At 66.5% G+C, this 23584-nt stretch carries 25 protein-coding genes; 10 read left to right on the top strand and 15 right to left on the bottom strand.

Annotated elements, in window-relative coordinates; translation table 11 throughout:
• The first annotated feature begins 233 nt into the window (after positions 1-233).
• Both mscL and VB734_RS11740 read left to right on the top strand, forming a co-directional pair.
• The gene (mscL, locus tag VB734_RS11745) at positions 234-614 is read left to right on the top strand and encodes a large conductance mechanosensitive channel protein MscL (RefSeq protein ID WP_197167224.1); all 381 of its coding nucleotides are present in this window, start codon (positions 234-236) and stop codon (positions 612-614) included.
• 91 nt (positions 615-705) lie between these two features.
• Positions 706-1671, top strand: coding sequence for a DUF5996 family protein (locus VB734_RS11740; RefSeq protein WP_322782062.1), 966 nt, complete (start codon positions 706-708; stop codon positions 1669-1671).
• A 7-nt stretch (positions 1672-1678) separates the two neighbouring features.
• Here VB734_RS11740 and VB734_RS11735 read toward each other — a convergent pair whose 3' ends face one another.
• On the bottom strand, positions 1679-4525 hold the full coding sequence (locus VB734_RS11735; protein ID WP_197166501.1) for a valine--tRNA ligase: 2847 nt from the start codon (positions 4523-4525) through the stop codon (positions 1679-1681).
• A 340-nt stretch (positions 4526-4865) separates the two neighbouring features.
• Between VB734_RS11735 and VB734_RS11730 the strand changes: the two genes are divergently transcribed.
• Positions 4866-5219 (top strand): hypothetical protein, encoded by a 354-nt coding sequence (locus VB734_RS11730; RefSeq protein WP_197166503.1) that lies wholly within the window; start codon positions 4866-4868, stop codon positions 5217-5219.
• A 501-nt stretch (positions 5220-5720) separates the two neighbouring features.
• Here VB734_RS11730 and VB734_RS11725 read toward each other — a convergent pair.
• From VB734_RS11725 to VB734_RS11715, 3 genes are all read right to left on the bottom strand, one after another.
• The gene (locus tag VB734_RS11725; RefSeq protein WP_231594915.1) at positions 5721-6797 is read right to left on the bottom strand and encodes an inorganic phosphate transporter; all 1077 of its coding nucleotides are present in this window, start codon (positions 6795-6797) and stop codon (positions 5721-5723) included.
• A 15-nt stretch (positions 6798-6812) separates the two neighbouring features.
• Entirely contained in the window at positions 6813-7475 is a 663-nt protein-coding gene (locus VB734_RS11720; protein WP_323243343.1) for a DUF47 domain-containing protein, read from the bottom strand.
• A 498-nt stretch (positions 7476-7973) separates the two neighbouring features.
• Positions 7974-8234: a mechanosensitive ion channel domain-containing protein gene (locus VB734_RS11715; RefSeq protein WP_197166505.1), complete on the bottom strand. Its 261-nt coding sequence runs from the start codon at positions 8232-8234 to the stop codon at positions 7974-7976.
• A gap of 23 nt (positions 8235-8257) precedes the next feature.
• Between VB734_RS11715 and VB734_RS11710 the strand changes: the two genes are divergently transcribed.
• A complete protein-coding gene (locus VB734_RS11710; RefSeq protein WP_197166507.1) occupies positions 8258-8470 on the top strand; it encodes a hypothetical protein in 213 nt (70 codons plus the stop codon).
• Between the two features lie 128 nt (positions 8471-8598).
• Here VB734_RS11710 and VB734_RS11705 read toward each other — a convergent pair whose 3' ends face one another.
• From VB734_RS11705 to VB734_RS11690, 4 genes are all read right to left on the bottom strand, one after another.
• Positions 8599-9213, bottom strand: a complete 615-nt coding sequence (locus tag VB734_RS11705; protein WP_231594917.1) for a hypothetical protein — start codon at positions 9211-9213, stop codon at positions 8599-8601.
• Between the two features lie 650 nt (positions 9214-9863).
• Positions 9864-11630: an arylsulfatase gene (locus tag VB734_RS11700; RefSeq protein ID WP_231594918.1), complete on the bottom strand. Its 1767-nt coding sequence runs from the start codon at positions 11628-11630 to the stop codon at positions 9864-9866.
• A gap of 118 nt (positions 11631-11748) precedes the next feature.
• Positions 11749-12372, bottom strand: coding sequence for a 2OG-Fe(II) oxygenase (locus VB734_RS11695; RefSeq protein ID WP_197166513.1), 624 nt, complete (start codon positions 12370-12372; stop codon positions 11749-11751).
• 41 nt (positions 12373-12413) lie between these two features.
• Positions 12414-12902 carry a protein phosphatase gene (locus VB734_RS11690; RefSeq protein WP_197167228.1) on the bottom strand — a complete coding sequence of 163 codons (489 nt, stop codon included), beginning with the start codon at positions 12900-12902 and terminating at the stop codon, positions 12414-12416.
• 144 nt (positions 12903-13046) lie between these two features.
• Between VB734_RS11690 and VB734_RS11685 the strand changes: the two genes are divergently transcribed.
• From VB734_RS11685 to VB734_RS11665, 5 genes are read left to right on the top strand one after another with little or no spacing between them, the layout of a single operon-like run.
• Positions 13047-13307: a hypothetical protein gene (locus tag VB734_RS11685; RefSeq protein ID WP_197166514.1), complete on the top strand. Its 261-nt coding sequence runs from the start codon at positions 13047-13049 to the stop codon at positions 13305-13307.
• Positions 13308-13338: 31 nt separating this feature from the next.
• Positions 13339-14142, top strand: coding sequence for a methyltransferase domain-containing protein (locus tag VB734_RS11680; RefSeq protein ID WP_197166516.1), 804 nt, complete (start codon positions 13339-13341; stop codon positions 14140-14142).
• 25 nt (positions 14143-14167) lie between these two features.
• Positions 14168-15094, top strand: a complete 927-nt coding sequence (locus VB734_RS11675) for an oxidoreductase (RefSeq protein WP_197166518.1) — start codon at positions 14168-14170, stop codon at positions 15092-15094.
• Between the two features lie 44 nt (positions 15095-15138).
• On the top strand, positions 15139-16380 hold the full coding sequence (locus tag VB734_RS11670) for a hypothetical protein (protein ID WP_322782064.1): 1242 nt from the start codon (positions 15139-15141) through the stop codon (positions 16378-16380).
• Positions 16381-16404: 24 nt separating this feature from the next.
• Positions 16405-17688, top strand: coding sequence for a mechanosensitive ion channel family protein (locus tag VB734_RS11665; RefSeq protein WP_322782065.1), 1284 nt, complete (start codon positions 16405-16407; stop codon positions 17686-17688).
• Between the two features lie 24 nt (positions 17689-17712).
• Here the strand turns inward: VB734_RS11665 and VB734_RS11660 are convergent, their stop codons facing one another.
• The 7 genes from VB734_RS11660 to VB734_RS11630 all read right to left on the bottom strand — a co-directional run bounded on the left by VB734_RS11660 (position 17713) and on the right by VB734_RS11630 (position 22816).
• The gene (locus VB734_RS11660; protein ID WP_322782066.1) at positions 17713-18225 is read right to left on the bottom strand and encodes an HPP family protein; all 513 of its coding nucleotides are present in this window, start codon (positions 18223-18225) and stop codon (positions 17713-17715) included.
• A complete protein-coding gene (locus VB734_RS11655) occupies positions 18222-18497 on the bottom strand; it encodes an MSMEG_0570 family nitrogen starvation response protein (protein WP_197166534.1) in 276 nt (91 codons plus the stop codon). The genes VB734_RS11660 and VB734_RS11655 overlap by 4 nt, the downstream gene beginning before the upstream one ends.
• 64 nt (positions 18498-18561) lie before the next feature.
• A complete protein-coding gene (locus VB734_RS11650; protein ID WP_197166535.1) occupies positions 18562-19548 on the bottom strand; it encodes a sll0787 family AIR synthase-like protein in 987 nt (328 codons plus the stop codon).
• Positions 19545-20198 carry an MSMEG_0567/Sll0786 family nitrogen starvation N-acetyltransferase gene (locus VB734_RS11645; protein ID WP_322782067.1) on the bottom strand — a complete coding sequence of 218 codons (654 nt, stop codon included), beginning with the start codon at positions 20196-20198 and terminating at the stop codon, positions 19545-19547. The genes VB734_RS11650 and VB734_RS11645 overlap by 4 nt, the downstream gene beginning before the upstream one ends.
• A gap of 10 nt (positions 20199-20208) precedes the next feature.
• Positions 20209-21333 carry an MSMEG_0568 family radical SAM protein gene (locus tag VB734_RS11640; RefSeq protein WP_322782068.1) on the bottom strand — a complete coding sequence of 375 codons (1125 nt, stop codon included), beginning with the start codon at positions 21331-21333 and terminating at the stop codon, positions 20209-20211.
• Positions 21326-22333 carry a Nit6803 family nitrilase gene (locus tag VB734_RS11635; protein WP_197166538.1) on the bottom strand — a complete coding sequence of 336 codons (1008 nt, stop codon included), beginning with the start codon at positions 22331-22333 and terminating at the stop codon, positions 21326-21328. The genes VB734_RS11640 and VB734_RS11635 overlap by 8 nt, the downstream gene beginning before the upstream one ends.
• Complete coding sequence (locus VB734_RS11630; protein WP_197166539.1) at positions 22334-22816, bottom strand: MSMEG_0572/Sll0783 family nitrogen starvation response protein; 483 nt, start codon at positions 22814-22816, stop codon at positions 22334-22336.
• A gap of 300 nt (positions 22817-23116) precedes the next feature.
• Between VB734_RS11630 and VB734_RS11625 the strand changes: the two genes are divergently transcribed.
• Positions 23117-23584 (top strand): NAD(P)-binding domain-containing protein (locus tag VB734_RS11625; protein ID WP_323243342.1); only part of this gene is annotated, 468 nt, incomplete at its 3' end.

Here is a 23584-nt window from a genome sequence, read left to right as displayed (position 1 = left end):
GAGCGGAGCCCACCTCGGGCGCGCCACCGCGGTGCTCTCCTGGCTGTCCGGCCTGCACTGCCTGCGCCTGAGCCGCGATGGCCACCCCATGCATCCGCTCTACCTGCCCCGCGGCCTGCGGCCGGAGCCCTGGCCGGCGTTGTTTTGTTGCTGAGGCCGTTCCTCAGACCGATGGTCGGCTGATACGCCCAGGGCTGTACCGCATGATCAGCCCACGTCTGCCCAGCCCTGCCATGGCCTCACGCCGCCCCGGCCTTCTCGCGGATTTCAAGGCCTTCATCAACAAGGGCAACGTGGTGGACCTGGCGGTGGCCGTGGTGATCGGCGGTGCCTTCGGCAAGATGGTGGATGCGGTGGTGAGCCTGGTGATGACCAGCCTGCTGGAGCCTGCGCTCAAGGCCGCCCAGGTGGAGTCGATCCAGGCCTGGCCCGCCGGGGCGGTGCTCGTGGCCCTGTTCAACTTCCTGGTGATCGCCTTGGTGGTGTTCCTGATCGTGCGGGCGATCGAGGCCACCAAGCGCAAGGAGGAGGCGGTGGCGCCCCCCAACACCCAGGCGCAGCTGGCCTCGGCGGTGACGCGGCTGGCCGAGGCGCTGGATCGCAAGGGGCTCTAAAGAAGCACTGGACAACAGCCCACGTCACCGATCACCACAAGGCGTTGATCGGGGCGTCGAGAGACTCAGAGCCACAGTCGTTCAGGTTCCCATGAATGCCCCACAACGCTCGACAAGCCAGGACTGGCCCGACATTCCCTATACCGAGTGGGAAGCAACGACCACAACCCTGCAGCTCTGGATGCAGATCATCGGCAAGATCCGCCTGGTTCAAACACCATGGACCAACCATTCCTGGCACGCACCGCTCTACCTGAGTACCCGTGGCCTCACCACCTCACCCATTCCCCATGGCGGTCGCCTGTTCGAGCTGATCTTCGACTTCATTGATCACCAGCTGGTGATTCAGACCAGTCTGGGGGAGAAGCGTCAGGTCGCCCTGGAGCCCCGCAGTGTGGCTGATTTCTATCGAGCGGTGATGGCTGAGCTGCACGCCCTGGGGCTTGATGTCGCGATCAGGACCACACCCTGCGAGATCGTGGACCCGATTCCGTTCGAGCGCGACACGCTTCATCACCACTACGACGCGGATGCCGCCTGCCGATTCTGGAGAGCCCTGCTGCAGGCCGACCGTGTCTTCAAGGAGTTCCGATCAAGGTTTCTGGGCAAGTGCAGCCCGGTTCATTTTTTCTGGGGAAGTTTCGATCTGGCGGTGACCCGCTTCTCTGGCCAGCTGGCGCCGGTGCACCCAGGTGGCATTCCCAACCTCCCGGACTGGGTGACCCGTGAGGCCTACTCCCATCAGGTGATCAGTGCCGGATTCTGGCCAGGGGGCGGCGGTGCGCAGGCAGCAAGCTTCTACTCGTATGCCTATCCAACCCCACCAGGATTCAGCGAGAGCACCATCGCCCCGGCTGAGGCCCGCTGGACGGCCTCGCTCGGCGAATTCCTCCTCCCCTACGACGCCGTGCGAACAGCTCCATCACCCGATGAGGTGCTGCTGAGCTTCCTGCAGAGCACCTACGAGGCTGCCGCCCAAGGCCTGCACTGGGACCGTGACCAGCTGCAGAGGCAACCGATCTCCGCTTGGAGGGATGGAAACGGATCCCGGTGCTGAAGGGCCATCAGCCCAAACCCTTCAGCCTTCCCTGCGCCAGTGCCGCCTGGGCCTCAGCTTCGGCCAGGTTGACGCGGCACTCGGCCACCACCTCCGGCGGTGCCTTGCCGGCGAAGTTGGGGTTGGCCAGGCGACCGGCCAGGCCCTTGATCTCCTTCTCCGCCTTGGCCAGGTCCTTCTCCAGGCGGCCGCGCAAGGCGTCGAGATCGACCAGGCCCTCGATCGGCAGCAACACCTGCAGTTCACCGCTCACCGCCGCCAGGCAGCGCTCGCTGGCTGGCGCGGCAGAGGCGCCTGGATCTCGCACCTCCACCGACGCCGCTCGGGTGAGGGCGGTGATGTCGCCCGTGGCCTCGCGCAGCACCGCCGCCAGCTCCGGCCGGCTGGTGAGGAACACCACCGGCGCGCTCTGGGAGGGCTTGAGGCCGGCCACGGCCCGCAGGTTGCGCACCACCCGGATCGCTTCGATCAGCTCGGAGAACCGGGCCTCGAGGGCGTCATCGAGGGCCGCCTCGTTCAGCGCCGGCCAGGCCTGCAGGGCCAGGAAGGTTTCTTCCTGGGCGCCGGTGAGACCGTGCCAGAGCTCCTCACTCAGGTGGGGCATCAGTGGATGGAGCAGCACCAGCAGTTCGGCCAGCACCTTGGCAAGCACCTGCCGGGCCACCCGCTGATCGGCCAGGGCTTCGGGACTGAGGGTCTCGCCCGGGGTGTCGCCCTCGCTGGCGGGTCGGGGATTGAGCCGCCGCTTGAGCAGCTCGATCGTCCAGTCGCAGACCTCGTTCCAGGCGAACTCGTAGAGCCCCTTGGCGGCCTCGCCGAGGCCGTAGCTGCCATAGCGCTCGGCGGTTTCGCGGTTCACCCGGGCCAGGCGGGAGAGAATCCAGCGATCGGCCAGGGTCAGGCTCTCGGGATCGGGTTCCCCCAGGGAGGCGGGCGTTTCGCCGCCCAGGTTCATCAGGGCGAAGCGGGTGGCGTTCCAGAGCTTGTTGGCGAAGTTGCGCGCCGCCTCCACCGTGGCCGAGCTGCCGTCGGTGCGGTCGTAGTCGAGGCGGATGTCCTGGCCGGCGCCGGCCACCTCCCGCACCAGGGCGAAGCGCAGGGCATCGGCGCCGTAGCGCTCGATCAGCGGCAGAGGATCGATGCCGTTGCCCGCGGATTTGCTCATCTTGCGGTTGTTCTCATCCCGTACCAGGCCGTGGATCATCACGTCGCGGAAGGGGATCCAGGTGTCGCGGCCGCCCACCGGCACCTCGCCCTCCTGCAGGAAGGCGCCGGAGAGCATCGTCATCCGCGCCACCCAGAAGAAGATGATGTCGAAGCCGGTCACCAGCACGCTGGTGGGATACCAGGTGGCCAGGTCGGCGCTGGTCTCGTCGGGCCAGCCCAGGGTGGAGAAGGGCCAGAGGCCGCTGGAGAACCAGGTGTCGAGCACGTCGGGGTCCTGCTCCAGCTGCAGCTCCCGCCCCGCCGCCCGGCTGGCCTCCCCGTATTGCGCCTCCGCCTTGGCCTGGGCTTCGGCCCCGTCGCGCGCCACCACATAGGGGGTGGCATCAGAAATCACGCCGCCGGTCTCGCTCACCACAAACCAGGCGGGGATGCGGTGGCCCCACCAGAGCTGGCGGCTGATGCACCAGTCGCGGATGTCCGTGAGCCAGTCGCGGTAGACCTTCTCCCAGCGCTGGGGCACGAAGCGGGGCTCGCCCCTATCGAGGGCCTCGCGGCAGCGGGCGGCCAGGGGCTCGGCCCGGGCGAACCACTGGGTGGAGAGCAGCGGCTCCACCGGCACCTTGCCCCGATCCGAAAACGGCACGCTGTGGCGGTGCGGTTCCACCTTCACCAGGAAGCCTTCGGCCTCCATCGCGGCCACCACCGCCTTCCTGGCCTCGAAGCGATCCAGCCCGGCGAAGCGGCCGCTAGCGGCGTTCATGCTGCCGTCCTTCGCCATCACCGTGATCAGGGGCAGGCCATGGCGGGAACCGATGGCGAAGTCGTTGGGGTCGTGGGCGGGCGTGACCTTGACACAGCCGGTGCCGAAGGCGGGATCGACGTGCTCATCGGCCACGATCGGAATCTCTCGGCCCACCAGTGGCAGGGTGATCGTCTGGCCCACCAGGGCGGCGTAGCGGGGGTCGGTGGGGTGGACGGCCACGCCGGTGTCGCCCAGCAGGGTTTCGGGGCGGGTGGTGGCCACCACCAGGTGATCGGTGCCATCGGCGGCGGCACCGCCGCTGAGCGGATAGCGGAAGTGCCAGAGGTGCCCGTCGAGCTCCTTCATCTCCACCTCCAGATCGCTCACCGCCGATCCCGAGGCCGGGCACCAGTTCACCAGGTACTCGCCCCGGTAGATCAGCCCCTGCTCGTGCAGCCGCACGAAGGCCTCCACCACGGCTTTGTTGAGGCCGGGATCAAGGGTGAAGCGCTCCCGCTTCCAGTCCACCGAGTAACCCAGCCGCCGCAGCTGGCCGACGATCGTGCCGCCGCTCGCGGCCTTCCAGCTCCAGGCGCGCTCGAGGAAGGCGTCGCGGCCCAGGTCGTCCTTGCTGCCGCCCTCGGCCTTGATCTGCCTCTCCAGGATCGACTGCACCGCGATCGAGGCGTGGTCGGTGCCGGGCAGACACAACACATTTTTGCCCTGCAGCCGCTGGAAGCGCACGATCGTGTCGATCAGGGCCGTCTCGAAGCCGTGGCCCATGTGCAGGCTGCCGGTCACGTTCGGCGGCGGGATCACCACCGAGAACGGATCACCTGGCGCACTCGGATCGGGATGGAAGGCACCGGCTTCCTCCCAGGCGCCCTGCCAGCGGGCTTCGGTGCCGGCCGGGTCGTAGGTCTTGGGCAGGGCGGCCTCGGCCATGGAACACAGTGCGCCAGCGGTGACCCCATGGTCTCAAAGGGCGCCGATGGCTTCTGCAGACGTCAACGAGGTCGCTCGGTCTACCCAGACCCCGGGCAGAGCCTGATCAGCCGCAGCATGGCGTCATGGCCTGTCTGAGCCACTGCCGGAGAGTCAGCGCATTCCCTTCAGTCATCCGTTCAGAGGACAAGGCGCCCCCACGTAACCAACATTAAATCAATCGATCGCCATCACGTCAGCACAGTGTTCCACCGATGACCATCCGCTCGACAAAGATCCGCCATCCTGAGATGTCCATCAACGGCCACTGGAGCAGCCTCATCGCCGTTCACTCTCGCTGATGTTGTTCAACGACGCTTACCAGTTCGTTCGCTCAGACAGCTCACGCCGGATCAATGATCGTAAGGTCGAAGATCTCCTCGTGCCGATCATGTCGCTCACCAGACGCGGGCCACTCCAATGGCTGGTCAATCTCGTCTTCACTGCCTTGCTGATTGGGGCTCTGGACCTGAACTTCGGTCAACAGGCCGAGGGCGGGGCTCCTTTCTTCAATGACTCCGGATCACTGACTCTGCCCCCGGACAGCATCGAGGAATTGCAGGAGTCCATGCCGGAACTCGAGCTCTTTCCGCCTCAGGACCAATCCCAGGCCATGCCCCAACTCGGAGATCCGCTCGGATCTCCGGAGATTTGAAGGCAGCTCTCCCTCAGCGTTCTGATCGGCGTGGAGCGGATGAACCGAGCTCAGTTTCAGGTGGCGTTCTGCTTCTGGCTGAGGGTTGTGGCGCCATCGATCAGCCTTCCTCAAGATCCGGCCACAGCGGTCGCAAAGGACAGCTCGAACCCCGATGGCTCACCCTGGCCTGTCAGTAGTCCTTCCCAGCCTTGAATCGGGCCTGAAGAGCATCCTCCTCAGCCGTGTTGGAACCATCGGCAGCATCCAGCTGGATGTCGACCTTCCTCTCCAGGATCGACTGCACCGCGATCGAGGCGTGGTCGGCTGCCGGTCACCTTCGGCGGCGGGATCACCGCCGAGAACGGTTCAGCTGGCGCACTAGGAATGGAAGCAGGCGCGGCTGTGGCCTTGGCCAAGGGGGGGCAGAGGAAGATCTGCCCATGGCCGCAAAGGGGGTGGGCTCACCCTGCCTCCGCCTACCACAGTCCTTGGGAAGAGGATGGCGCCGGAGCAGAGGAGTCAGCCGGAGTGGGGTGGGAGGTAGACCTCCTGGCCGAAGACGTTCTGGACCACGAACAACAGCACGAAGCCGATCATGGCCGAGATCAGTGGCGTGGTGACCCAGCCGGAGGCGATCCCTCCAAGGACGCCCCAGCGAATCTGGCGGACCCCCTTGAGGCCCTGCAGCAGGCCGATGCCAAGCACTGAACCGATCACCGCCTGCGAACCCGACACCGGTAACAACGGAATCGTGGGCAGTCCAAGATTCGCCAGCAGGCTCTCCAACGCCGTGGAGGAGAAGAGGAACAGCACCAACGAATGGGACACCACCACCACGAAGGCAGCCAGGGGTGAGAGGGTCAGCAGGCTGTCACCCACGGTCAGCATCACGCGTCGTGAGTAGGTGTAGACACCCACAGCCACAGCGATGGAGCCGATCAGAAACAACTGCTCCACGGACGAAACATTGATGCTGCCAACGGCGAGATCACGGAATGGTGACGCTTCCACGAAGAAGCCCATCACGTTGCCGATGCCGTTGGCGCCGATGGCATAGGAACCGAAGATACCCGCCAGGACAAGGCCTGTGCGGGTGTTGCGATCGAGCGAGAGCAGGTGAGGCTGACTGAGGCGAATCCACTCCAGCAGCAGCTTGTACAGCACCATCGCGAAGATCGCCCCGAGCACGGGTGAGATCGCCCAGGTGGCCACGATCCGGCGCAGTGTGCCCAGGTCGGTGGGTGAGCCACTGAACAGGTTCCAGCCGATGATCGAACCCACCACCGCCTGACTGGTGGAGGCCGGCAGGCCCACCTTGCTCATCCAGGCCACCGTGACCGCAGCCGCCAGGGCAGCCGTGAAGGCGCCCGGCAGGGCGTTGATGGAGCCCAGCTGTCCAAGTCCCTCGGCGGCGCCGGCGCCACTGGTGACTGCGCCGATGATCACGAACGCGCTGCACAGGAAAGCGGCGGTGGAGAAGCGGATCATCCGTGTGGCCACGGCGGTGCCGAAGGCGTTGGACGCGTCATTCGCCCCCATCGACCAGCCCAGAAACAGGCCACTGGAGAGGAAAACCAGGGTGACGATCAGGGACACAGAGAAACCTCCAGCTCAGAGCGAACGCTTGATCGCAAAGATCGAGAGGTCATCGCCGATGTTCTCCGCCCTGTCGGCCATGGAGTCGATCATGGCCACGGCTTCCCGCAGCTGGGAACGCTGCTCAAAGCTGAGTTCGGTGGCGAAAATCCTGCGCTTCATCCGCCAGGCGAGCTTGTCGGTTTCATCTTCGAACACCCGCACTTCGTTGATGTGGTCACGCACAGCGACCGGTGCACGGAAGAACGTGCGGGCCGCCGCCACCACGGCCTGCACGCAGCGGATCGCCATGTCGGTGAGATCGGCAAAATCCTGGCCGAATTCCGGCAGGCCGCGCGGCTGAACGACCATCAACTCCTGGAAGTTGTCACCCATCTCATCGAGCAGCTCGAACAGGCTGCCGAGCAGGCGCAGCACGTCGCCGCGGGCATCGGGCAGCAGCATCTCGGCATAAAGCATCGTGACGATCGTGCGTCGCAGTTCACTGCAGCTGCGCTTGATCTCAATGATCTGATTCAGCTTCTCAAGGCAGATCTCCGGCTCCTCGTGGGCAGAGAGATAGGCTTTTATGCCCACCTCGACGATGATCACACCCTCGGAGATCTTGTCGAGAAACTCATCAATCAGCCCGACCAGAAACCTTGTTTTACCGAAAAGCGGCGGGGTTTCGCTGGACATTGGCTTCCCCCTCCACGCCTGCATTGCGTTGTGGAAGTATAGCTGCCATGGTTCACCGCCTTTCCGCCTGCTGCAGGTTCGTTGCAACCACAGCCTCCTGCAGGGCCACCGCCGCGTGACGCCGTACAAGCCAATTGCGCACCGGCCAGTTGCACGATGGCCGGAAAGTGCGGGCCGCGTCCAGAGAGGGCTGCAAGCTTCAGTGCGTCAGCTCCACTTCCGCGGGGAAGGGGGCGCTCGGTGCGGAGCGGAGGCACTCCTTCTCGTCTGGATCCAGGAAGCCATGGAAGATCCAGGCAGTGAGCAGGCGGCGGACTGGGGCTTCGGTTGAGGGCAAGCACGCGAACCGGGTGCCTCCCAAGGGAGGCCACCGCACGAACGCCACACCCCGGACGGCGCTGACGCCCGTGCTCAGGGAATCGCCACCGGAATCCGGGGCAGCGGGAAGCCTGCCTTGCCATGAACGTCACTGATCACGCAGTTGGTGTCGACGTACATCTACAAGTAGTGGCTGGTGTGGGCAGGAGGGCGCACAGCCAGTTTCGGCCCTCGCTCGGTGAACTCCAGCACCTCCATGTCGGCGGAGTTATCGAGCTTGCCGTTGGCCACGATGTGGCTCACGTTGGCCGGCGAGGCAATGGAGGTCACGAACATGCCCACCTCCTCCACCGTGTCTTCCACGCCACCGCCTTCGATGTAATCCCCCCCGCTGATCGGCCGGAAGATCTGCAGGACCACCCCGGCGGCGAAGGTGCCCAAGGGCGGCGAAGCTGGCGATCTGGATGCCGAAGAAGCCGAGGATGTTGATGCAGGCAGCCGATCACCATCGCGTCAAGACTGCCGCGGTTAAGGGTGTGGCACAGCAGGCGCAGGGCGAGCTGGATCATCCAGCCGCCGACGATCCAGAGGGCGATCGCCCCCGCAAGCCTGAACAGGAAAGAACGATCACCCCAGCGAGCACGGAAAGGCGTAAGGCAACGGACCAGAACCAATGAGCAACATTCCAGATTGCCCTGATCCGCCGGAGCGGTCAGCCCTCGCTGCACTTTGAAAGGGTTGGATCACACACCCGAAAATGTCCGCCAGGCCAGGAGGCCACCTTGGCCGTCAGCCGCCGGCTGCTTCAGTAGTCCTTCCCGGCCTTGAATCGAGCCTGAAGCGCATCCTCCTCGGCCGTGCTGGAACCATCGCCAGCATCCAGGCGGATGTCCACCTGCCTGATGCGTCCCGTATAGCTGTAGGGGGGCCGATAGTCGTTGCACAAAGGGGATCCCGTATCCGCGCCCACGCCAAAGGTGTCGATCCCGAAGCGCCCCGCCACGGTGTGGGGAATCCGCTGACGCCCCACCTCCTGGCCGATGAGAGAAAGGTCCCCTTCACCCCCCTGGCCGACACCACCACCGTCGTAGTGGAACTTGAAGCACAGCGATGACGATCCTTCGGGCAAAGGCTGACCGGAGCGGATCACCGTCCGCTCCCGATCGAGCCAGTTGTAGTGATAGATGGGCGTGCCATCTTTGACGTAGAGCACAAAGCCCACCGACTGGCCCCCGATCGCCAGCAGCACGCCATCGCCGGGCCGCTCGATCTGGATCTCGATGCTGTGGGAGCGATTCTTCGTGTTCGGCGCCGCGGTCTCCGGCAGCCTGAGGGCACCCGAATAGTAGATGAAGTGGGTGCGGTTGGGGTCGGGCCCCTCCCGGCGGCGGCTTGGGAACGGCCAGGCGGGCCGCGCCACGATCATTGAGCGGATACACCCCGTAGGTTTCACATTCCTGATCGAAGATCCCCTGAAGCTCTGCCAGCTTCTCAGGATGGTCCATGGCGAGATCGTTGGCCTCGCTGAAATCTTCATCGAGATAATACAGCTCCCAGCGATCATTCTCCCAGTGCCCGGGGGCATAGTCCTGCCGCCAGGGGAAGGTGTGCTGGGCACAGGCGATCCAGCCATTGTCGTCAATGGCGCGGTTACTGAACACGTCGAAGTATTGCCGCTGCCGTACCGGACGTGCCTGGGCATCCCTGAACGATGACGCGATCGGCACACCATCCATCGGCTTCTGGGGGACCCATCCACCGTGCCTGGAGCCGGAATCCCGGCCACATCCAGGATGGTGGGCACGATGTCAATCAGATGGGTGAAGATGGGGCGAGTGGCCCCATGATCCTTGATCGTCTTCGGCCAGGAGACCACCATGGGATTGCGGGATCCGCCCAGGTGACTGGCCACCTGCTTCACCCATTGAAACGGTGCATTCCCAGCCCAGGCCCAGCCCAGGGGGTAGTGGGGCTAGGTATCAGAATTGCCGATGTCATCGATCCGCATGAGGGTCTCCTGGAGATCTGAGGGCACACCATTGAGGTTCATCACCTCATTGATCGTGCCCGTCAACCCGCCCTCGGAGCTGGCTCCGTTATCACCCACGATAGAGAAGATGAGGGTGTTCTCGGCATCGGGCAGTTCCTGGATGGCCTCCAGCAGCCGCCCGCACTCCTGATTGGTGAACGAGAGGTAGCCCGCATAGTTCTCCATGGAGCGGGCATAGAGTTTCTGCTCATCCTGCGTGAGGGACTCCCAGGCCGGGCACCACTCCGGCCTGGGAGTGTTCTCCGTTCCCGGAGGAACGAGGTGCCCGGCCAGGGGCACACCGCGCGCCAGCCCTCGTGATACAGCGAGCGGTGGCCGAACATCTCGAAGTACTGGGTGCGGTGCAGGCTCGGCGCTCCGGCATCGTCGAAGCAACTGCGCAGGCTGAAACCTTCGATCGGGCTCTGGGTCACGCCCCGGATCGTGGCCGGCGGCTCGAAGCCGAGGGCATCGAGCACCGTGGGCAGCATGTCGATGGCGTGGGCGTACTGGCTGCGAATCTCGCCCCGGGCGGCGATGCCCTTCGGCCAGCTCACGATGAAGGGATCGCTGGTGCCGCCCCGGTAGGTCTCGCGCTTCCAGCGGCGGAAGGGGGTGTTGCCGGCGTGGGTCCAGCCCCAGGGGTAGTGGTTGAAATGCTTCGGGCCGCCGATGTCATCGATGGCGGCCAGATTCTGCTCCAGGCTGTCAGGAACATTGTTGAAGAACTTGCCCTCGTTCACCGACCCGGTGGGCCCGCCCTCGGAGCTGGCGCCGTTGTCGGAGATCAGCATGATCAGGGTGTTGTCATATTCCCCCAGCTGCTTGAGAAAGGAGATCAGCTCGCCGATGTAATGGTCGGCGTGCTCGAGGAAGCCGGCGAACACCTCCATCATGCGGGCGTAGAGGCGCTTCTCCTCCGCCGAGAGGCTGTCCCAGTCCGGCACGTCGGGATCGTGGCGGGAGAGAACCGTGTGGGGCGGAATGAGGCCCAGTTCCTTCTGGCGGGCGAACACCTTCTGGCGGTAGGCCTCCCAGCCGTCATCAAACTGCCCCTTGTACTTGTCTGCCCACTCCTTCGGCACATGGTGCGGTGCATGCATGGCACCGGGGGCGAAGTAGAGGAAGAAAGGTTTGTTGGGGGCCACCTGTTTGGCATCGGCGATCATCGCCTTGGCCTGCGTCACCAGATCCGGGGTGAGGTGGTAACCCTCCTCGGGGGTGGCGGGGGGCTCCACCTGGGTGTTGTCGCGCACCAGCTCGGGGTAGTACTGGTGGGTGTCACCCCCCAGGAAGCCGTAGAAGCGCTCGAACCCCCGGCCCAGGGGCCAGCGGTCGTAGGGGCCCGCGGCGGAGGTGGCCTCCGCCGGCGTGAGGTGCCACTTGCCCACGGCGTAGGTGTTGTACCCCTTCTGCAGCAGGATTTCCGAGAGGTAGCCGTTCGCGAACGGGATGTAGCCGTTGGAGCCGGGGTAGCCCATCGACCCTTCGGTGATGCAGGCCAGGCCGTTGGAATGGTGGTTGCGGCCGTTGATGATGCAGGAGCGCGACGGCGAGCACAGGGCCGTGGTGTGCATGTTGCTGAAGCGCAGCCCCTGGGCCGCCAGGGCATCGATGTTGGGGGTGGCGATCGGGCTGCCGTAGCAGCCGAGCTGGCCGTACCCCAGGTCGTCCATCACGATGACCAGCACATTGGGGCTGCCCTCCGGGGCTCGTATCGGCTCGGGCCAGGCCGGGGTGGACACATCGGCCGTGCGGCCGATCACTCCGGGGAAGGCCGAACCGGGCCGGTATGCCTTGGGCGCCATCAAAACCAGCTATGCAGTTCCCCCGCAAGGTATGCAGAGCCTTCGGACGGGGGCATGAGGCCTTGAACAACCCTCACATCCCTCGAACGGGGGATCCGGCGGAGTTCAGGCCTCAGCCTCAGCCTGCGGCCAGCCGCTGCAGGTAGTCCTCCTGCCGGCCGGCATTGATCCAGCCGGTGGCGATCGTCTTGGTGTGCTGGTGGCTCACCCGGCCCCGGTGGATGTGCGACACCCCCGCCGGGAAGATCAGCAGCTTGCCCCGCTCGGCCTCCTCGTGGTGGTCCTGCCAGTGGAACTCGGTGCCGCCATCGGGGAGGGTGTTGAGGTAGAGGATCCAGGCGAGCACGCGCCGGATCGGCTCGGTGGCCTCCTCGGTGGTGGTCCAGTCGCAGTGCCAGCTGCGGAATCCTTCTCCGGGCTGGTAGCGCTGCAGGTTGAAGATCGGGGTCACATGCAGCGCACGCTCCGGACACACCTCCAGCAGACGCGGACGCTCCTCGAGATAGCGCTGCAGACCGGCCGACACCCCCCGCAGGATCACCTCCGCCAGGCCGTGGGCTTCGGGATCGGAGCGGTCGATCGCCACCAGGCTGATGTCGGTGGAGACCTTGGCGGGTTGGGCGGGATCGTGGCCGAACGCCACGCCGGCACGCTGCAGATCAGTCCGCCGCTCATAGAACGCCAGGGCCGCGTCGGCCAGGGCGTCGTAACCGGGGCTTCGGTAGGTGCCGATCAGGCGCATCACGTGCCTCCCACTGCCGGTCACCGTAGGAACCCACAAATTCAGGCCGGCGCTGCCTCCCGCGCCCAGGGCATCGCCACCAGCCCATCGTGGCGCTGCCAGCTGTGGGGCTCGCTGAGCACATGCGCCGTCAGACCCACCTGCTCCAGGGCCGCGGCGAGGGTGGCCGGGACCAGCCCCCCTTCGCCGCCTGCGGGCTCCAGCGGCAGGGCCAGCACCCGGGGCTCGGCCGGATCGGCCATCAGCTTGAGGTTCACCTCCTCCAGCTCCCGCTCGAAGAACAGCCGCCGCATCCGGGCGGTGGTGCGGGGGCCGATCGCCACCGCGAACACCTCCAGTCCCTCGCGGCTGCCGTCGGCGCCGCAGTTGAGCGCCAGCCAGATCATCAGCTTCGCCCAGCTCTCGGTGGTCCACAGGGGCTGGAAGCTGACGCGGTGCTGCCGCACCAGCTCCCCCAGGGCGAAGTCGAACAGTCCGGCCTGGAGCGCCGTGGCCTGGGGTGTGCTGGCGCCGGAGCCGGCTGAGGTCACGGATGGAGCATGGCGGCTGCGATCCAGGCTGCCGCAACCGGGACCCTGATCAGGAGTTCCGCACAGGAACGGCGGCTGGCGGGCCTGAACCGTTGCAGGTGCGCCCTTGGGGGCAAACTGCAAGGGCTTGCACAGGACACGCCCATGGCCCTGGATCTCAACGACCCGGAGCTCGAGTTCTCCGATCTGGTCTACGCCTACCAGAGCTGGGTGATGGCGGTGATCAACGACGAGAAGCTCGGCGGTGAGGAGAGGCTGCTCACCGACGACATCGCCGAGGACGCACTCAATTCCATGCGCTTCCTGCCGGGCGAGGTGACCTCGGCGATCGAAACCTCCCTGGCTCGCGTCTACGACGTGGACCCCGACGAGCTGGCCGAGCTGCTCTTCCCCGGCGAGGACTGAGCCACACGTCCTGAGGTCGTAGCGCATACCGGTGGCCACCGACACCTACCTGCTCGGCACCGATCCCATCGAACTCGAGCGGCTGCGGCTTCAACACGAGCTCTGGCTGCCCGAGGCGCGGCAGGCCTGGCAACGGGCCGCGCTGAAACCAGGGGAGCGGGTGCTGGATCTGGGGGCTGGCCCGGGGTTCGTGGCCATGGAGCTGGCCCGGGAGGTGGGACCCGCGGGCCGTGTGCTGGGTCTGGAGCTGAGCGCGGCCTACGCCGAGGCGGCCCGCGCCGCCGCCGCGGGGCTGAGCCAGTTGGAGGTGCGGCAGCACGACCTCTGCCGGGATCCCTTTCCCCGGGAACCCTTCGACCTGGTCTGGTGCCGCTGGGTGGCGATGTTCCTTGGCGACCTCGACCCTCTGCTCGACGGGCTCGGCACGAACCTGGAACCGGGTGCCAGGGTGATCTTCCACGAGTACATCCACTGGAGCAGCTTCGGGTTGCATCCAGGCGCCCCGGCGGTGGCGAGCTTCGGCCGTGCCGCCAAGGCCAGCTTCCGCGCCGCCGGGGGTGATCCGGATGTGAACCGCCGCCTGCCTTCTCTGCTCAGCGAGCGGGGCTTCCATGTCGATGAGCTGCGGCCGCTCAGCGTGGTGGGACGGCTTGGCGACGGGGTGGCTCGCTGGTTGGAGCGATTCGTGACCGTCTACGGCCCCGAGCTGATCCGGCAGGGCCTGTGGACGGAGGCGGAAGCCGAGGGTGCCCAGACCGAGATGGTCCAGGCACGGCAGGATCCAGGTGCCTTCTGGGTGGGGCCCACGGTGATGGAAACCCGCGCGACACGATGACATTCCAGAGCCGCTGATCACACCGATGACCTGGACCATTGCCGACAGTCCTGATCAGAGCGGCCGCATCGCTCTCATCACCGGAGCCAACAGCGGGCTGGGACTGGAGTCGGCACGGGCCCTGGCCAGCCGTGGGGCCACGGTCGTGCTGGCCTGCCGTTCCCGCCGCCGCGGGGAGGAGGCCCGCGACGAGCTGCTGCCCGCAGCGGCGGCTGGAATGGAGGTGCTGGAACTGGATCTGGCCGATCTGGCCAGTGTGCGCGCCGGGGCGCAGTGGATGCGGGAGCACTACGGCCGCCTGGATCTGCTGATCAACAACGCCGGGGTGATGGCTCCGCCCCGGTGCCTCACCCGGGACGGCTTCGAACTGCAGTTCGGCACCAACCACCTGGGGCACTTCGCCCTGACCTCCGCCCTGCTGCCCCTGATGGAAGGACGACCCGACGCCCGGGTGGTGACCGTGACCTCAGGCGCCCAGTACTTCGGGCGGATCGCCTTCGACGACCTGCAGTCGGAGCGGCGCTACGACCGCTGGGCGGCCTACAGCCAGAGCAAACTGGCCAATGTGATGTTCGCCCTCGAACTGCAGCAGAGGCTGGAGGCGGCGGGCAGCACGGTGGCCTCCCTGGCAGCCCATCCGGGGCTGGCCCGCACCAACCTCCAGCCGGCGTCGGTGGCGGCCAACAGCTCCCGCCTCGAAGAGCTGGCCTACCGGCTGATGGACCCCCTCTTCCAGAGCGCCGCCATGGGGGCCCTTCCCCAGCTCCATGCCGCCACCGCCCCAACGGCGAAGGGCGGCGAACACTATGGGCCCGATCAATGGGGGGGGATGCGCGGATGGCCGACCCAGGTGCGGATCGCGCCGGCGGCGCGTGATGTGGCCCAGCGCCGTCGGCTGTGGGAGGTGAGTGAGCGGCTGGTGGGCCAGGCGGCGCGAGCAGAGGCCGCATGACCGACCGGTGGCCCAGCGGGCGACGCCACTGGCTGGGCGGTGGGATGGCACGGTCCCTGTCGGCCCTGGCCACCCTGCTGCTCTGCGGAGGCTGCCAGGGCTGGGGCGTACCCGACAGCCTCTTTCTGTACGTCGAGACCGATTCCACCAGAACTCCCCAGGTGGAACTGGGGGACAGCGAACAGCGGGCCCGCAAGCTGATCGATGAATTCCGTCAGGTGAACCCCGGCGTCAGCATCCACGTCCGTCACCTCCCCAGCGATGCCTTCCTGAGCTCCACCTCCTTCCGCGCCTCCAGGGGGCTGGGCCCCGACCTGATGGTCACCCGGGTGGTGACCGCCTTGCGCCTGCACCAACAGGGATTGAGTGAAGCAGTGACACTCGATCCCAAACGGCTTGAAGAGATCGAGCCCCGCTTTCTCGATGATTTTCGCGTCGGCAGCAAGCTGCTGGCCGTGCCGCTGCTGGCCCAGCCGGAGGTGGCTTGCTACAACCGCCGGAAGGTCCCCGCACCACCGCGCGATCTGACTGATCTGATCGCCCTGAGTGCCAAGGGACTGAGGGTCGGTCTGCCCCTGCGGCTGACCGACCTCTACTGGACCAGCAGCGGCATGGAGGCCAGCGGGGCTCTTGAGCGGCTGCTGAGGACACCCATCCCGACCGGCGGCACGCTGGTGATCAGCAGGACCGATCGCCAGGACCTGCTGCGCTGGCTGAGCTGGCTCAACAACGCCAACCTCCACCAGAACGTGGAGTTCTCGGAAGATGCGGTGGATCTGGTGCATCAGATGGAGCAGGGCAAGCTCGACTGGATCAGCTGCAACAGCCTCTGGCTGGAACGGCTCGGCAAGTCCATGGGCCCGTCTCTCGGGGTGTCGCAGCTGCCGGGCCGCCCCGGACAGCCGGCTCAGGGGCTCACCCGGCTGAAGGTCTGGAGTTTCGGGAGGCACTCCACACCACGGCAGCGGGAGCTGGCCAAGGAGTTCGTGCTCTTCACCCTCAATCGGCTCAACCAGAAGCGATTGATGCTGATGGCGCCGGGCAACCTGCCGGTGAACCGTGATGTGCTGATCCCCAGCAAGAGCTCAGCGGTGTTCGCGGCCCTGGCGGACAGCCTCGACCGGGCCCAGCTGTTGAGCTTCGCTGACCCTGATCGGACCGAAACCCGCCTGGCCTGGATCGATGCCATCCTCGAGCGCGCCATCGTGAACGCTGAGGCACCCTCCGACGTGATGGAGACCCTTCAGGCGGGTCCAGCCACTGCGCCTCCCTCCAGCAAGCCCTGAGCTCTGCCGTCCGCACGATCGCCGATGCGCCTCTTCCTCTACGAGATCTCCGGTTGGCTGGGCTACCTGGCCCGCCCCCAGGTGATGCTCCAGGTGATCAGCGGGGCTGTGCTGTATGTCATCTACGCCATCTGGATCAGGCCCCACCTGCTGGGTCGCGGCCACCGGCTGGAGTTCCTCGGCAGCCTGGGCCTGCTGCTGGGCCTGCGCCTCAACGCCCTGGTGCTGGGCTGGCTGGGACTTCCCAACGGCCTGGCCCATTACGTGGCCCAGCTGTTCAGCCTCTGGATCGTGCTGGCCCTGGTGAAGCTGGTGGCGCGGCGCTGGTTCACCGCCGCGAGCATCGAGCGCCTCTACCGCCAGCTGGTGCGTCCCCTGTTCGCACTGCTGGTGGTGGGATCCCTGATCAACCAGCTGGATTCCCTGATCGATGTGGGCCAGATCCCCCTGATCACCCTGTTCGGCGAACCACTCACCGCCAGTGGCATCGTCCTGATCCTGACCATCCCCTATTTCCTGGTGGTGATGTCGGAATATGCGGTGGTGGGACTGGGGGATGTACTCCAGCGGCTGCTGGGCTTCTCCAGCAGCACCCGTGTGGCGGTGGAGCTGGTGAGCCGCTATCTGGTGATCGCCGTGGGGTCGCTCTGGGTGCTCAGGCGCATCGGGCTGAACAGCACCGCGATCGCCGCCGTGGCCGGTGGGTTGTCGGTCGGTCTTGGCTTTGGCATCAAGGAGGTGTTCTCGAACTTCGTGAGCGGCCTCTGGCTGCTGTTCGAGGGTTCCGTGCGCCCTGGCGAGATCCTCTTCATCGATGGGGATCCCTGCGAGGTGCGCAGCCTTGGGCTGCGGGCGGCGGTGCTCTGGCGCGACCGCGACAACGCCGAGCTGGTGATTCCCAACCAGGACTTCTTCACCAAAACCACCACCACCTACACCGGCAGCGACCGTCTGCGCCGCAGTCAGGTGGAGGTGTCGGCCGCCTACCGCCATGACCCCGACACGGTGATCCAACGGCTGGAGGCGGTGGCCCGCTCCTCTCCACGGGTACTGCCGCAACCCCCGCCCAAGGCCCTGCTGCTGAGCTACGGCGACTCCGGCATCAACTACGCCGTGAGGTTCTGGATCGAGAATCCGATGAACAATGCCAGCATCAAGAGCGAGGTGAGCAGCGCCGTCTGGCACCGCTTCAGTGAAGAAGGAATCGAGATTCCCTTCCCGCAGCGGGTGCTGCACCAGGCCGGAACGGATCAGGCCATGACGGAGCCCACGGCGGATCGAGCCGAGGAAAGCCCAGGGATCCCGTAGTTCCTGGCAGAAGCAGCCCCTCGCTCACCAGTACTTCGGGTAGCGGCTCTCGCGCACAGCGTTGTTGTAGAGGAGGGCCACCAGGGTGACCACCAGAGCGCCGAGCAGGGTGGGCAGCAGCAGGAAGTCCCAGCCTGGCTGGAGCAGAAACACGATCACAGGGTTCGATCCCGCGGGCGGATGCACCGTGCCGGTGGCCATCATCAGGGCGATGGCGGTGGCCGCAGCCATCGCCATCGCCCACCACGTCGGCCCGAAGAGGGTGAGGAACACCAGGCCCGTGGCGGAACTGAGGGTATGACCCAGCACGATGTTGCGGGGCTGGGAAAAGGGCACGTCGGGATAGCCGAAGGCCAGCACGCAGGTGGCCCCGAAGGAACCGAGTACGAATGGCTGGGTCAGACCAAGCCGCAGCAGAGCCACCGCCGCGATCGCCAGCAGACCGCCGATCCAGGCGATGACGATGGCGCGTGTGGGAGGACGTGGAGGCAGGGGCGCTCCGTCGCCCTGGAACTTGCGCAGGTAGTGGCGGCTCATGGGGCGCTGATCCGCACCAGCTGATCGTCCGCGTAGCCCATGGCCGTCTGCAGCAGCTGGCACTCCTCCTCGTCGGCCCGGGTGCAGGCGAAGCCGTACCGCGCCCGTACCCGCTCGGAGGCCAGACGCAGGGCCTCCCTTCCCCGGCTGGCCAGCTCAGCCACCGCCAGGCTCTGGCCGGGCTGGAGGTAGTTCAGGATCACCGTGGAGGGTGAGTAAAGCACCGTGGTGCGGCCATCGGGCCACTCCACGGTCAGATGGACTTCGGGCATGGTGCCTGGGCCAGGGAGGACAGGAGCGGATCCTCCAGGACGCCGCCGACGCCGGTGGTAGGCGTCAGCACAGGGCCCCGAATCCGGTGAGTGTCTCATCTCGAGGCCAGAGCTGATGGCACTGCCCCGCCTGCCTCAGGCTGACGCCCCCGGCAACAGGCCCGAACTGACCGATGCAGCTCAGCTGCAGATCGGCGTACGGCGCCACGGCCGCCGCCAGGGCTCCGGCCCGCTCCGGACCTGCAGCCAGCAGATAGCCGTAGCTGGGAAAGCAGCACAGCCAGTCGTCCAGGCTGACCCCAGCTGGAGGGGTGATGGCATCGAGGTCGAGCTCCAGGCCGCAGCCCGCGGCTTCAGCGAACATCACGGCCGTGCCGATCAGCCCTCCCATGCTGATGTCCTTGGCCGCATGAACCGTCCCGGCTTCCGCCAGCTCCGCCATCAGGGCCAGATGGCGGCGCAGCAGCGCCGGCTCCGCCCGGGTGGCTGCATCCCAGAAGGGATAGGGGTGGTGGACATGGCCGCTGGTGTTGATCAGCAGATGGCAGTGGTCTCCCGGGCGGGCGAAACGGGCCGAGAGCACCGGACCTGCCACCACCCCCAGCACGGCCACCGAGAGGGCGTTGTAGGGACTGTGCAGGTTGGTGTGACCTCCCACCACAGGCACCTGGAACGTCTCGGAAGCCACGCGCAGGCCATCGAGGAGGAGATCGGCATGCCTGGCCTCTCCACTCCAGAGACTGTTGACCACCGCCAGGGGTCGCCCGCCCATGGCGGCGATGTCGCTGAGGTTCACCAGCACACCGCTCCAGCCCGCAAACCAGGGGTCCTGATCCACCAGATCGGGATGGAGTCCCTCGCAGGCCAGCAAGAGGGAGCCCGTGGCGGCGGGCAGGAGGGCCGCGTCATCGCCCAGGGCCGCCGCCAGGCCGAGGGCCGGGAACGGGAGATGGGGGAAATGGGCCGCGGGACGCTGGATGTCCGTCTTGCCGCGCCAGCCAGCCAGTTGTCGCAGCCGCGCGGCCAGGGCCTCCAGATCGGGCTCACTCATGCCGCCTGGCGTCGGGACCCCATGGGGGGTGCCTCCGGCCGCCGCTCACGGGAGGGGAGGTAGTAGTCGAGGTCGGCCTCCATCAGATGGTGGCTGACGCCCCGGATCTCCAGGGTCTCCACCGAACACCAGTGCAGGCGCCGGAAGAAGCGCACGTTCTGGATCTGCACCGTGGCCAGGAATCGCTTGCAGCCCCAGCCATGGGCCGTGGTGACGGCCTTCCAGATCAGGCCCTTGCCGATCTGATTGTGGCGGCGGAACGCGGCAGCCACCCCCAGACGGCCGCCGTACCAGAGGCCGGGGCTGGTCTCGAGGATCCTCACCACCCCCACCACCGAGCCCGCGTTCTCTCCGCCGTGGGTCAGGGCGGCGATCGGGTAGGCGAGATCATCGCTCGCGTCGCGGTCGGTGGCCTCGAACAGGTGCTGTTCCTCGCAGAAGATGCGACTGCGCAGGCTCCAGTAACCCGCCAGCAGAGGGGAACCCTGGCGCAGCAGGTGAAAGGAGAACCGATCGGAGCAGGCCCCAGGAGAGAGCCGGAAATCGTCGGCGTCGACGCCGAGCCCCCAGCGAACCGAGGGCGTGTAGGCCGCCGGCGCGGAGCTGGGGCTGCGGCCGATCTCGTGGCTGGAGGGATCGATGAAGAACATCGCCGTGGGCTCAGGAAGGGCCGGCTGTGCCGGACTCGAACAGGGGGAGGGCGGAGCAGGCGCCGCACTTGGCGCACCCCGCCGTCATGGCGGTCGAAATCAGATCGGAGGCGGCCAGCAACCCACCCACCGCGGCGTAGACCTCGACCATGAAGTCGGTGCTCGGAGCGGGATGGTGCTCCAGTGGGGTTCCGGCGATCGGCACGAACGGGACCACGAAGGGATAGACGCCCAGGGCGATCAGGCGCTCGCTGCAGCTCACGATCGACTCAGCGCTGTCCCCGAGTCCGGCGAGCAGGTAGGTGGACACCTCTCCCCGGCCGAAGACGGCCACCGCCTGCTCGAAGGCCGCGAAGTAGCGCTCGAGACTGAGCTCGGCCTTGCCGGGAAGGATGCGCTGGCGCACGTCGGGCTCGACCACCTCGAGGTGCATGCCGAGGCTGTCGACGCCGGCGTCCTTCATGCGCTGGAACCAGACCGGGTCGTCGGGGGGCTCGCACTGGGCCTGGATCGGCAGGGGCACCCGCGCCTTGACGGCACGCGCCGTTTCCGCCATCAGACGGGCGCCGCGGTCGTCGGAGTTGGGGGTGCCGGTGGTCATCACCAACTGCTTCACGCCATCGAGCCGAACGGCCGCCTCCGCCACCTCGGCCACCTGCTGGGGGGTCTTGCGCGCCAGCGTGCGGCCGTCGTCGAGCGATTGCTCGATCGCGCAGAACTGGCAGGACTGGGCGCGGTCGCGGAAACGGATGCAGGTCTGCAGCAGGGTGGTGGCCAGCACATCACGGCCGTGCAGCAGCGCGATCGAGCGGTACGACGTGCCATCGGCGGTGCTCAGCCCGTAGAAGTGGGGCTCCGGCGGGGTGTCCACCAGCTGCGGGGAGCCGCTCCCATCGCGGTGGCTCAGCCAGACCTCGCCATCGTCGTGGCGCTCCAGGGCATAGGGCGAGCCCTGGGAGGCGGTGTTGTAGACGGGCACCATCACCGTGACGCCATCGACGCTGATGGCGCGGTGATCGGAGGGGCCGGCACCGCCACGACGACCGGGATTACCGCCAACAGCTGGCACCGCCACTCCATTCACCTGCAGTTCGGTGACCAGACGGCCCAGTGCTGCCGAAGGGCGCTCAGCCATGGGAGGCCACCTCCAGCGGGGGCAGCGCTGCTGCGACGAGGGACAGGTCCGCAGGGACATCAACAGGAGGCCCGGGGTGGTCCTCGATCAGACGGGCCGGGGTGCGGTCGATGCGCAGACCCAGCAGATCGGGGCGGCTGTAGTGGCCCACGCTGTCCATCATCCGCTTGCGTTTGGTGATCAGCGAGGGGTCGAGCTCGGCGATGGCCAGACCTTCGCCTTCGGGGAGCGGGCCGGCGAGATAACGGCCCTCGGGGCTGATCACTGCGGTGTGGCAGCCGCCCTGGAGGGCCTTGTGCAGTGAGGCGTCCGGCGTGATCGTGTCCAGATCGGCGGGATCCAGCCAGGCCGTGGAGCTGATCACGAAACATCCCGCCTCCAGGGCGTGGTGACGCAGGCTGACGGCCGTCTGCTCGCTGAAGATCGGCCCCACCAATGAGCCGGGGAACTGGGCGCAGTGGATCTCCTCCCCCTGGGCCATCAGGCTGAAACGCGCCAGAGGGTTGTAGTGCTCCCAGCAGGCCAGGGCACCGACCCTGCCGAGGTCGGTGGGGACCACCGTCAGGCCGGACCCGTCGCCCTGGCCCCAGACCATCCGCTCGTGGTACGTGGGGGTGATCTTGCGGCGTTTGAGCAGCACCGTGCCGGTGTCGTCGATCAGCAACTGGGCGTTGTAGAGGCTTCCGCCATCGCGCTCGTTGATGCCCAGCAGCACGTGCATCCGATGCAACCGGGCCGCGTCCGCGATCCTGTCGATCGCCGGGCCTGGCACAACCACCGCCTGCTCATAGAGCCGCAGGTGCGAGCGGCCCATCAGCACGGGAGGCTCGATGAAGGAAAAGTAGGGGTAGTACGGGAGGAAGGTTTCCGGGAACACGATCAGCTGCACCGAGGCTGCAGCCGCTTCGGCCATGGCCTCCAGCACCCGCGCCACAGACCCCTCCAGGCTGTGAAGCACCGGACGGATCTGGGCGGCTGCAACGACGATCGGCGCCTCCATTCAGAGCGTCCAGGTATCGAGAATGAAGGCACCCTCCTTGCGATGCATCAGAATGATGTCGAGCACATCGAGTGGATTGACGGGGCGAATACCTGGAATCAAGGCACCCTCGCCATGGCCATAGAGGGCCTGAAGGGCAAAACGGCAGGCATACACCTTGCCTCCCTGATCCATGAACTTCTGAAGACGGGCATTGAAATTGAGATGACCGTCGAAGGCCGCATCCCCCAGCTTGGGGAACCCCCGCTGCACCCCGAGAGTGACACCGGGCCCATAGAGCAGGATCGAGGTCTCGAAGCCCTTGTTGATCAGGCGGCTGGCCTGCAGCAGGTTCACCAGACCGATCGAGCCTTCGAAGGCCACGGTGTGAAAGGTGACCAGCGCCTTCTCGCCCGGCTCGGCCTTGACATCAGGAAAAACCTTTTCCTCGTAATCAACGAGAAAATCTCCCGCCTGATGAGCGGGATGGGTGACCTCGGGCATCGATGAAGGGCCTGGCTAAAAAGCAACAACCAAGACCCTTGCACAGCTCATGTTGCGTTCTGTGTAGCCACTGCCACAGAATCACCAGGCCACCCGCAAGAGCGGGCCGTCACCCGCGATTCGTCACGATCGCTACCGTCAATCGATTCTCGATATCAGAGGATTTTGGATCATCCCAAGGGCGAACTCGTTCAAGGACGAGTTGCTTCAAAACGCTCAGGCCAATGTCGACGACACGCGACACCGCCATCACCAGCGTGAGGACCGAACCGTGACAGCCAGGACATTCAGCACGCGCCCGTGAATCCAAGCCAGCGGACCAGCCTCGTCACCAGCTCGGGGCCTCCCCCGTCGGACTCCGCCGTCCTGCGCGTGCCGGTGGTGGTGATCGGCGCCGGCCAGGCCGGCCTGTCGGTGGCCAGCTGCCTCCAGCAGCAGGGGTTGACCCCATTGGTGCTCGAGCGGCATCGGGTCGCCCACTCCTGGCAGCACCAGCGCTGGGATTCCTTCTGCCTGGTCACTCCCAACTGGCAATGCCGACTGCCGGAGTTCCCCTACGACGGCGACGATCCCGACGGGTTCATGGGGCGTGACGCCATCGTCGATTACCTGCGCCGCTTTGCCGCTCACGCCGCCGTGCCGGTGCGGGAGGGCATGGCCGTTGAACGCCTGCAACCCCTGGACAGCGGTGGCTACCGCCTGAGCACCAGCGATGGGCTGATCGAGGCCCCGATGGCTTCAACCGAGATCATCTCGGCGATGATATCC

The sequence above is a fragment of the Synechococcus sp. BA-124 BA4 genome (assembly GCF_034931165.1).
This window is presented reverse-complemented; position numbering and strand designations above follow the sequence as displayed.

Bases quoted from the DNA above. Each gene is read 5' to 3' on its own strand.
- VB734_RS11685 (WP_197166514.1), top strand. From the start codon at position 13,047: ATGGCCCTGGATCTCAACGACCCGGAGCTCGAGTTCTCCGATCTGGTC.
- VB734_RS11730 (WP_197166503.1), top strand. From the start codon at position 4,866: ATGTTGTTCAACGACGCTTACCAGTTCGTTCGCTCAGACAGCTCACGC.
- VB734_RS11675 (WP_197166518.1), top strand. From the start codon at position 14,168: ATGACCTGGACCATTGCCGACAGTCCTGATCAGAGCGGCCGCATCGCT.
- VB734_RS11630 (WP_197166539.1), bottom strand. From the start codon at position 22,816: ATGCCCGAGGTCACCCATCCCGCTCATCAGGCGGGAGATTTTCTCGTT.
- VB734_RS11655 (WP_197166534.1), bottom strand. From the start codon at position 18,497: ATGCCCGAAGTCCATCTGACCGTGGAGTGGCCCGATGGCCGCACCACG.
- VB734_RS11645 (WP_322782067.1), bottom strand. From the start codon at position 20,198: ATGTTCTTCATCGATCCCTCCAGCCACGAGATCGGCCGCAGCCCCAGC.
- VB734_RS11735 (WP_197166501.1), bottom strand. From the start codon at position 4,525: ATGGCCGAGGCCGCCCTGCCCAAGACCTACGACCCGGCCGGCACCGAA.
- VB734_RS11665 (WP_322782065.1), top strand. From the start codon at position 16,405: ATGCGCCTCTTCCTCTACGAGATCTCCGGTTGGCTGGGCTACCTGGCC.
- VB734_RS11700 (WP_231594918.1), bottom strand. From the start codon at position 11,630: ATGGCGCCCAAGGCATACCGGCCCGGTTCGGCCTTCCCCGGAGTGATC.
- VB734_RS11695 (WP_197166513.1), bottom strand. From the start codon at position 12,372: ATGCGCCTGATCGGCACCTACCGAAGCCCCGGTTACGACGCCCTGGCC.
- VB734_RS11670 (WP_322782064.1), top strand. From the start codon at position 15,139: ATGGCACGGTCCCTGTCGGCCCTGGCCACCCTGCTGCTCTGCGGAGGC.
- VB734_RS11650 (WP_197166535.1), bottom strand. From the start codon at position 19,548: ATGAGTGAGCCCGATCTGGAGGCCCTGGCCGCGCGGCTGCGACAACTG.
- VB734_RS11660 (WP_322782066.1), bottom strand. From the start codon at position 18,225: ATGAGCCGCCACTACCTGCGCAAGTTCCAGGGCGACGGAGCGCCCCTG.
- VB734_RS11640 (WP_322782068.1), bottom strand. From the start codon at position 21,333: ATGGCTGAGCGCCCTTCGGCAGCACTGGGCCGTCTGGTCACCGAACTG.
- mscL (WP_197167224.1), top strand. From the start codon at position 234: ATGGCCTCACGCCGCCCCGGCCTTCTCGCGGATTTCAAGGCCTTCATC.
- VB734_RS11720 (WP_323243343.1), bottom strand. From the start codon at position 7,475: ATGTCCAGCGAAACCCCGCCGCTTTTCGGTAAAACAAGGTTTCTGGTC.
- VB734_RS11710 (WP_197166507.1), top strand. From the start codon at position 8,258: ATGCCGAAGAAGCCGAGGATGTTGATGCAGGCAGCCGATCACCATCGC.
- VB734_RS11740 (WP_322782062.1), top strand. From the start codon at position 706: ATGAATGCCCCACAACGCTCGACAAGCCAGGACTGGCCCGACATTCCC.
- VB734_RS11635 (WP_197166538.1), bottom strand. From the start codon at position 22,333: ATGGAGGCGCCGATCGTCGTTGCAGCCGCCCAGATCCGTCCGGTGCTT.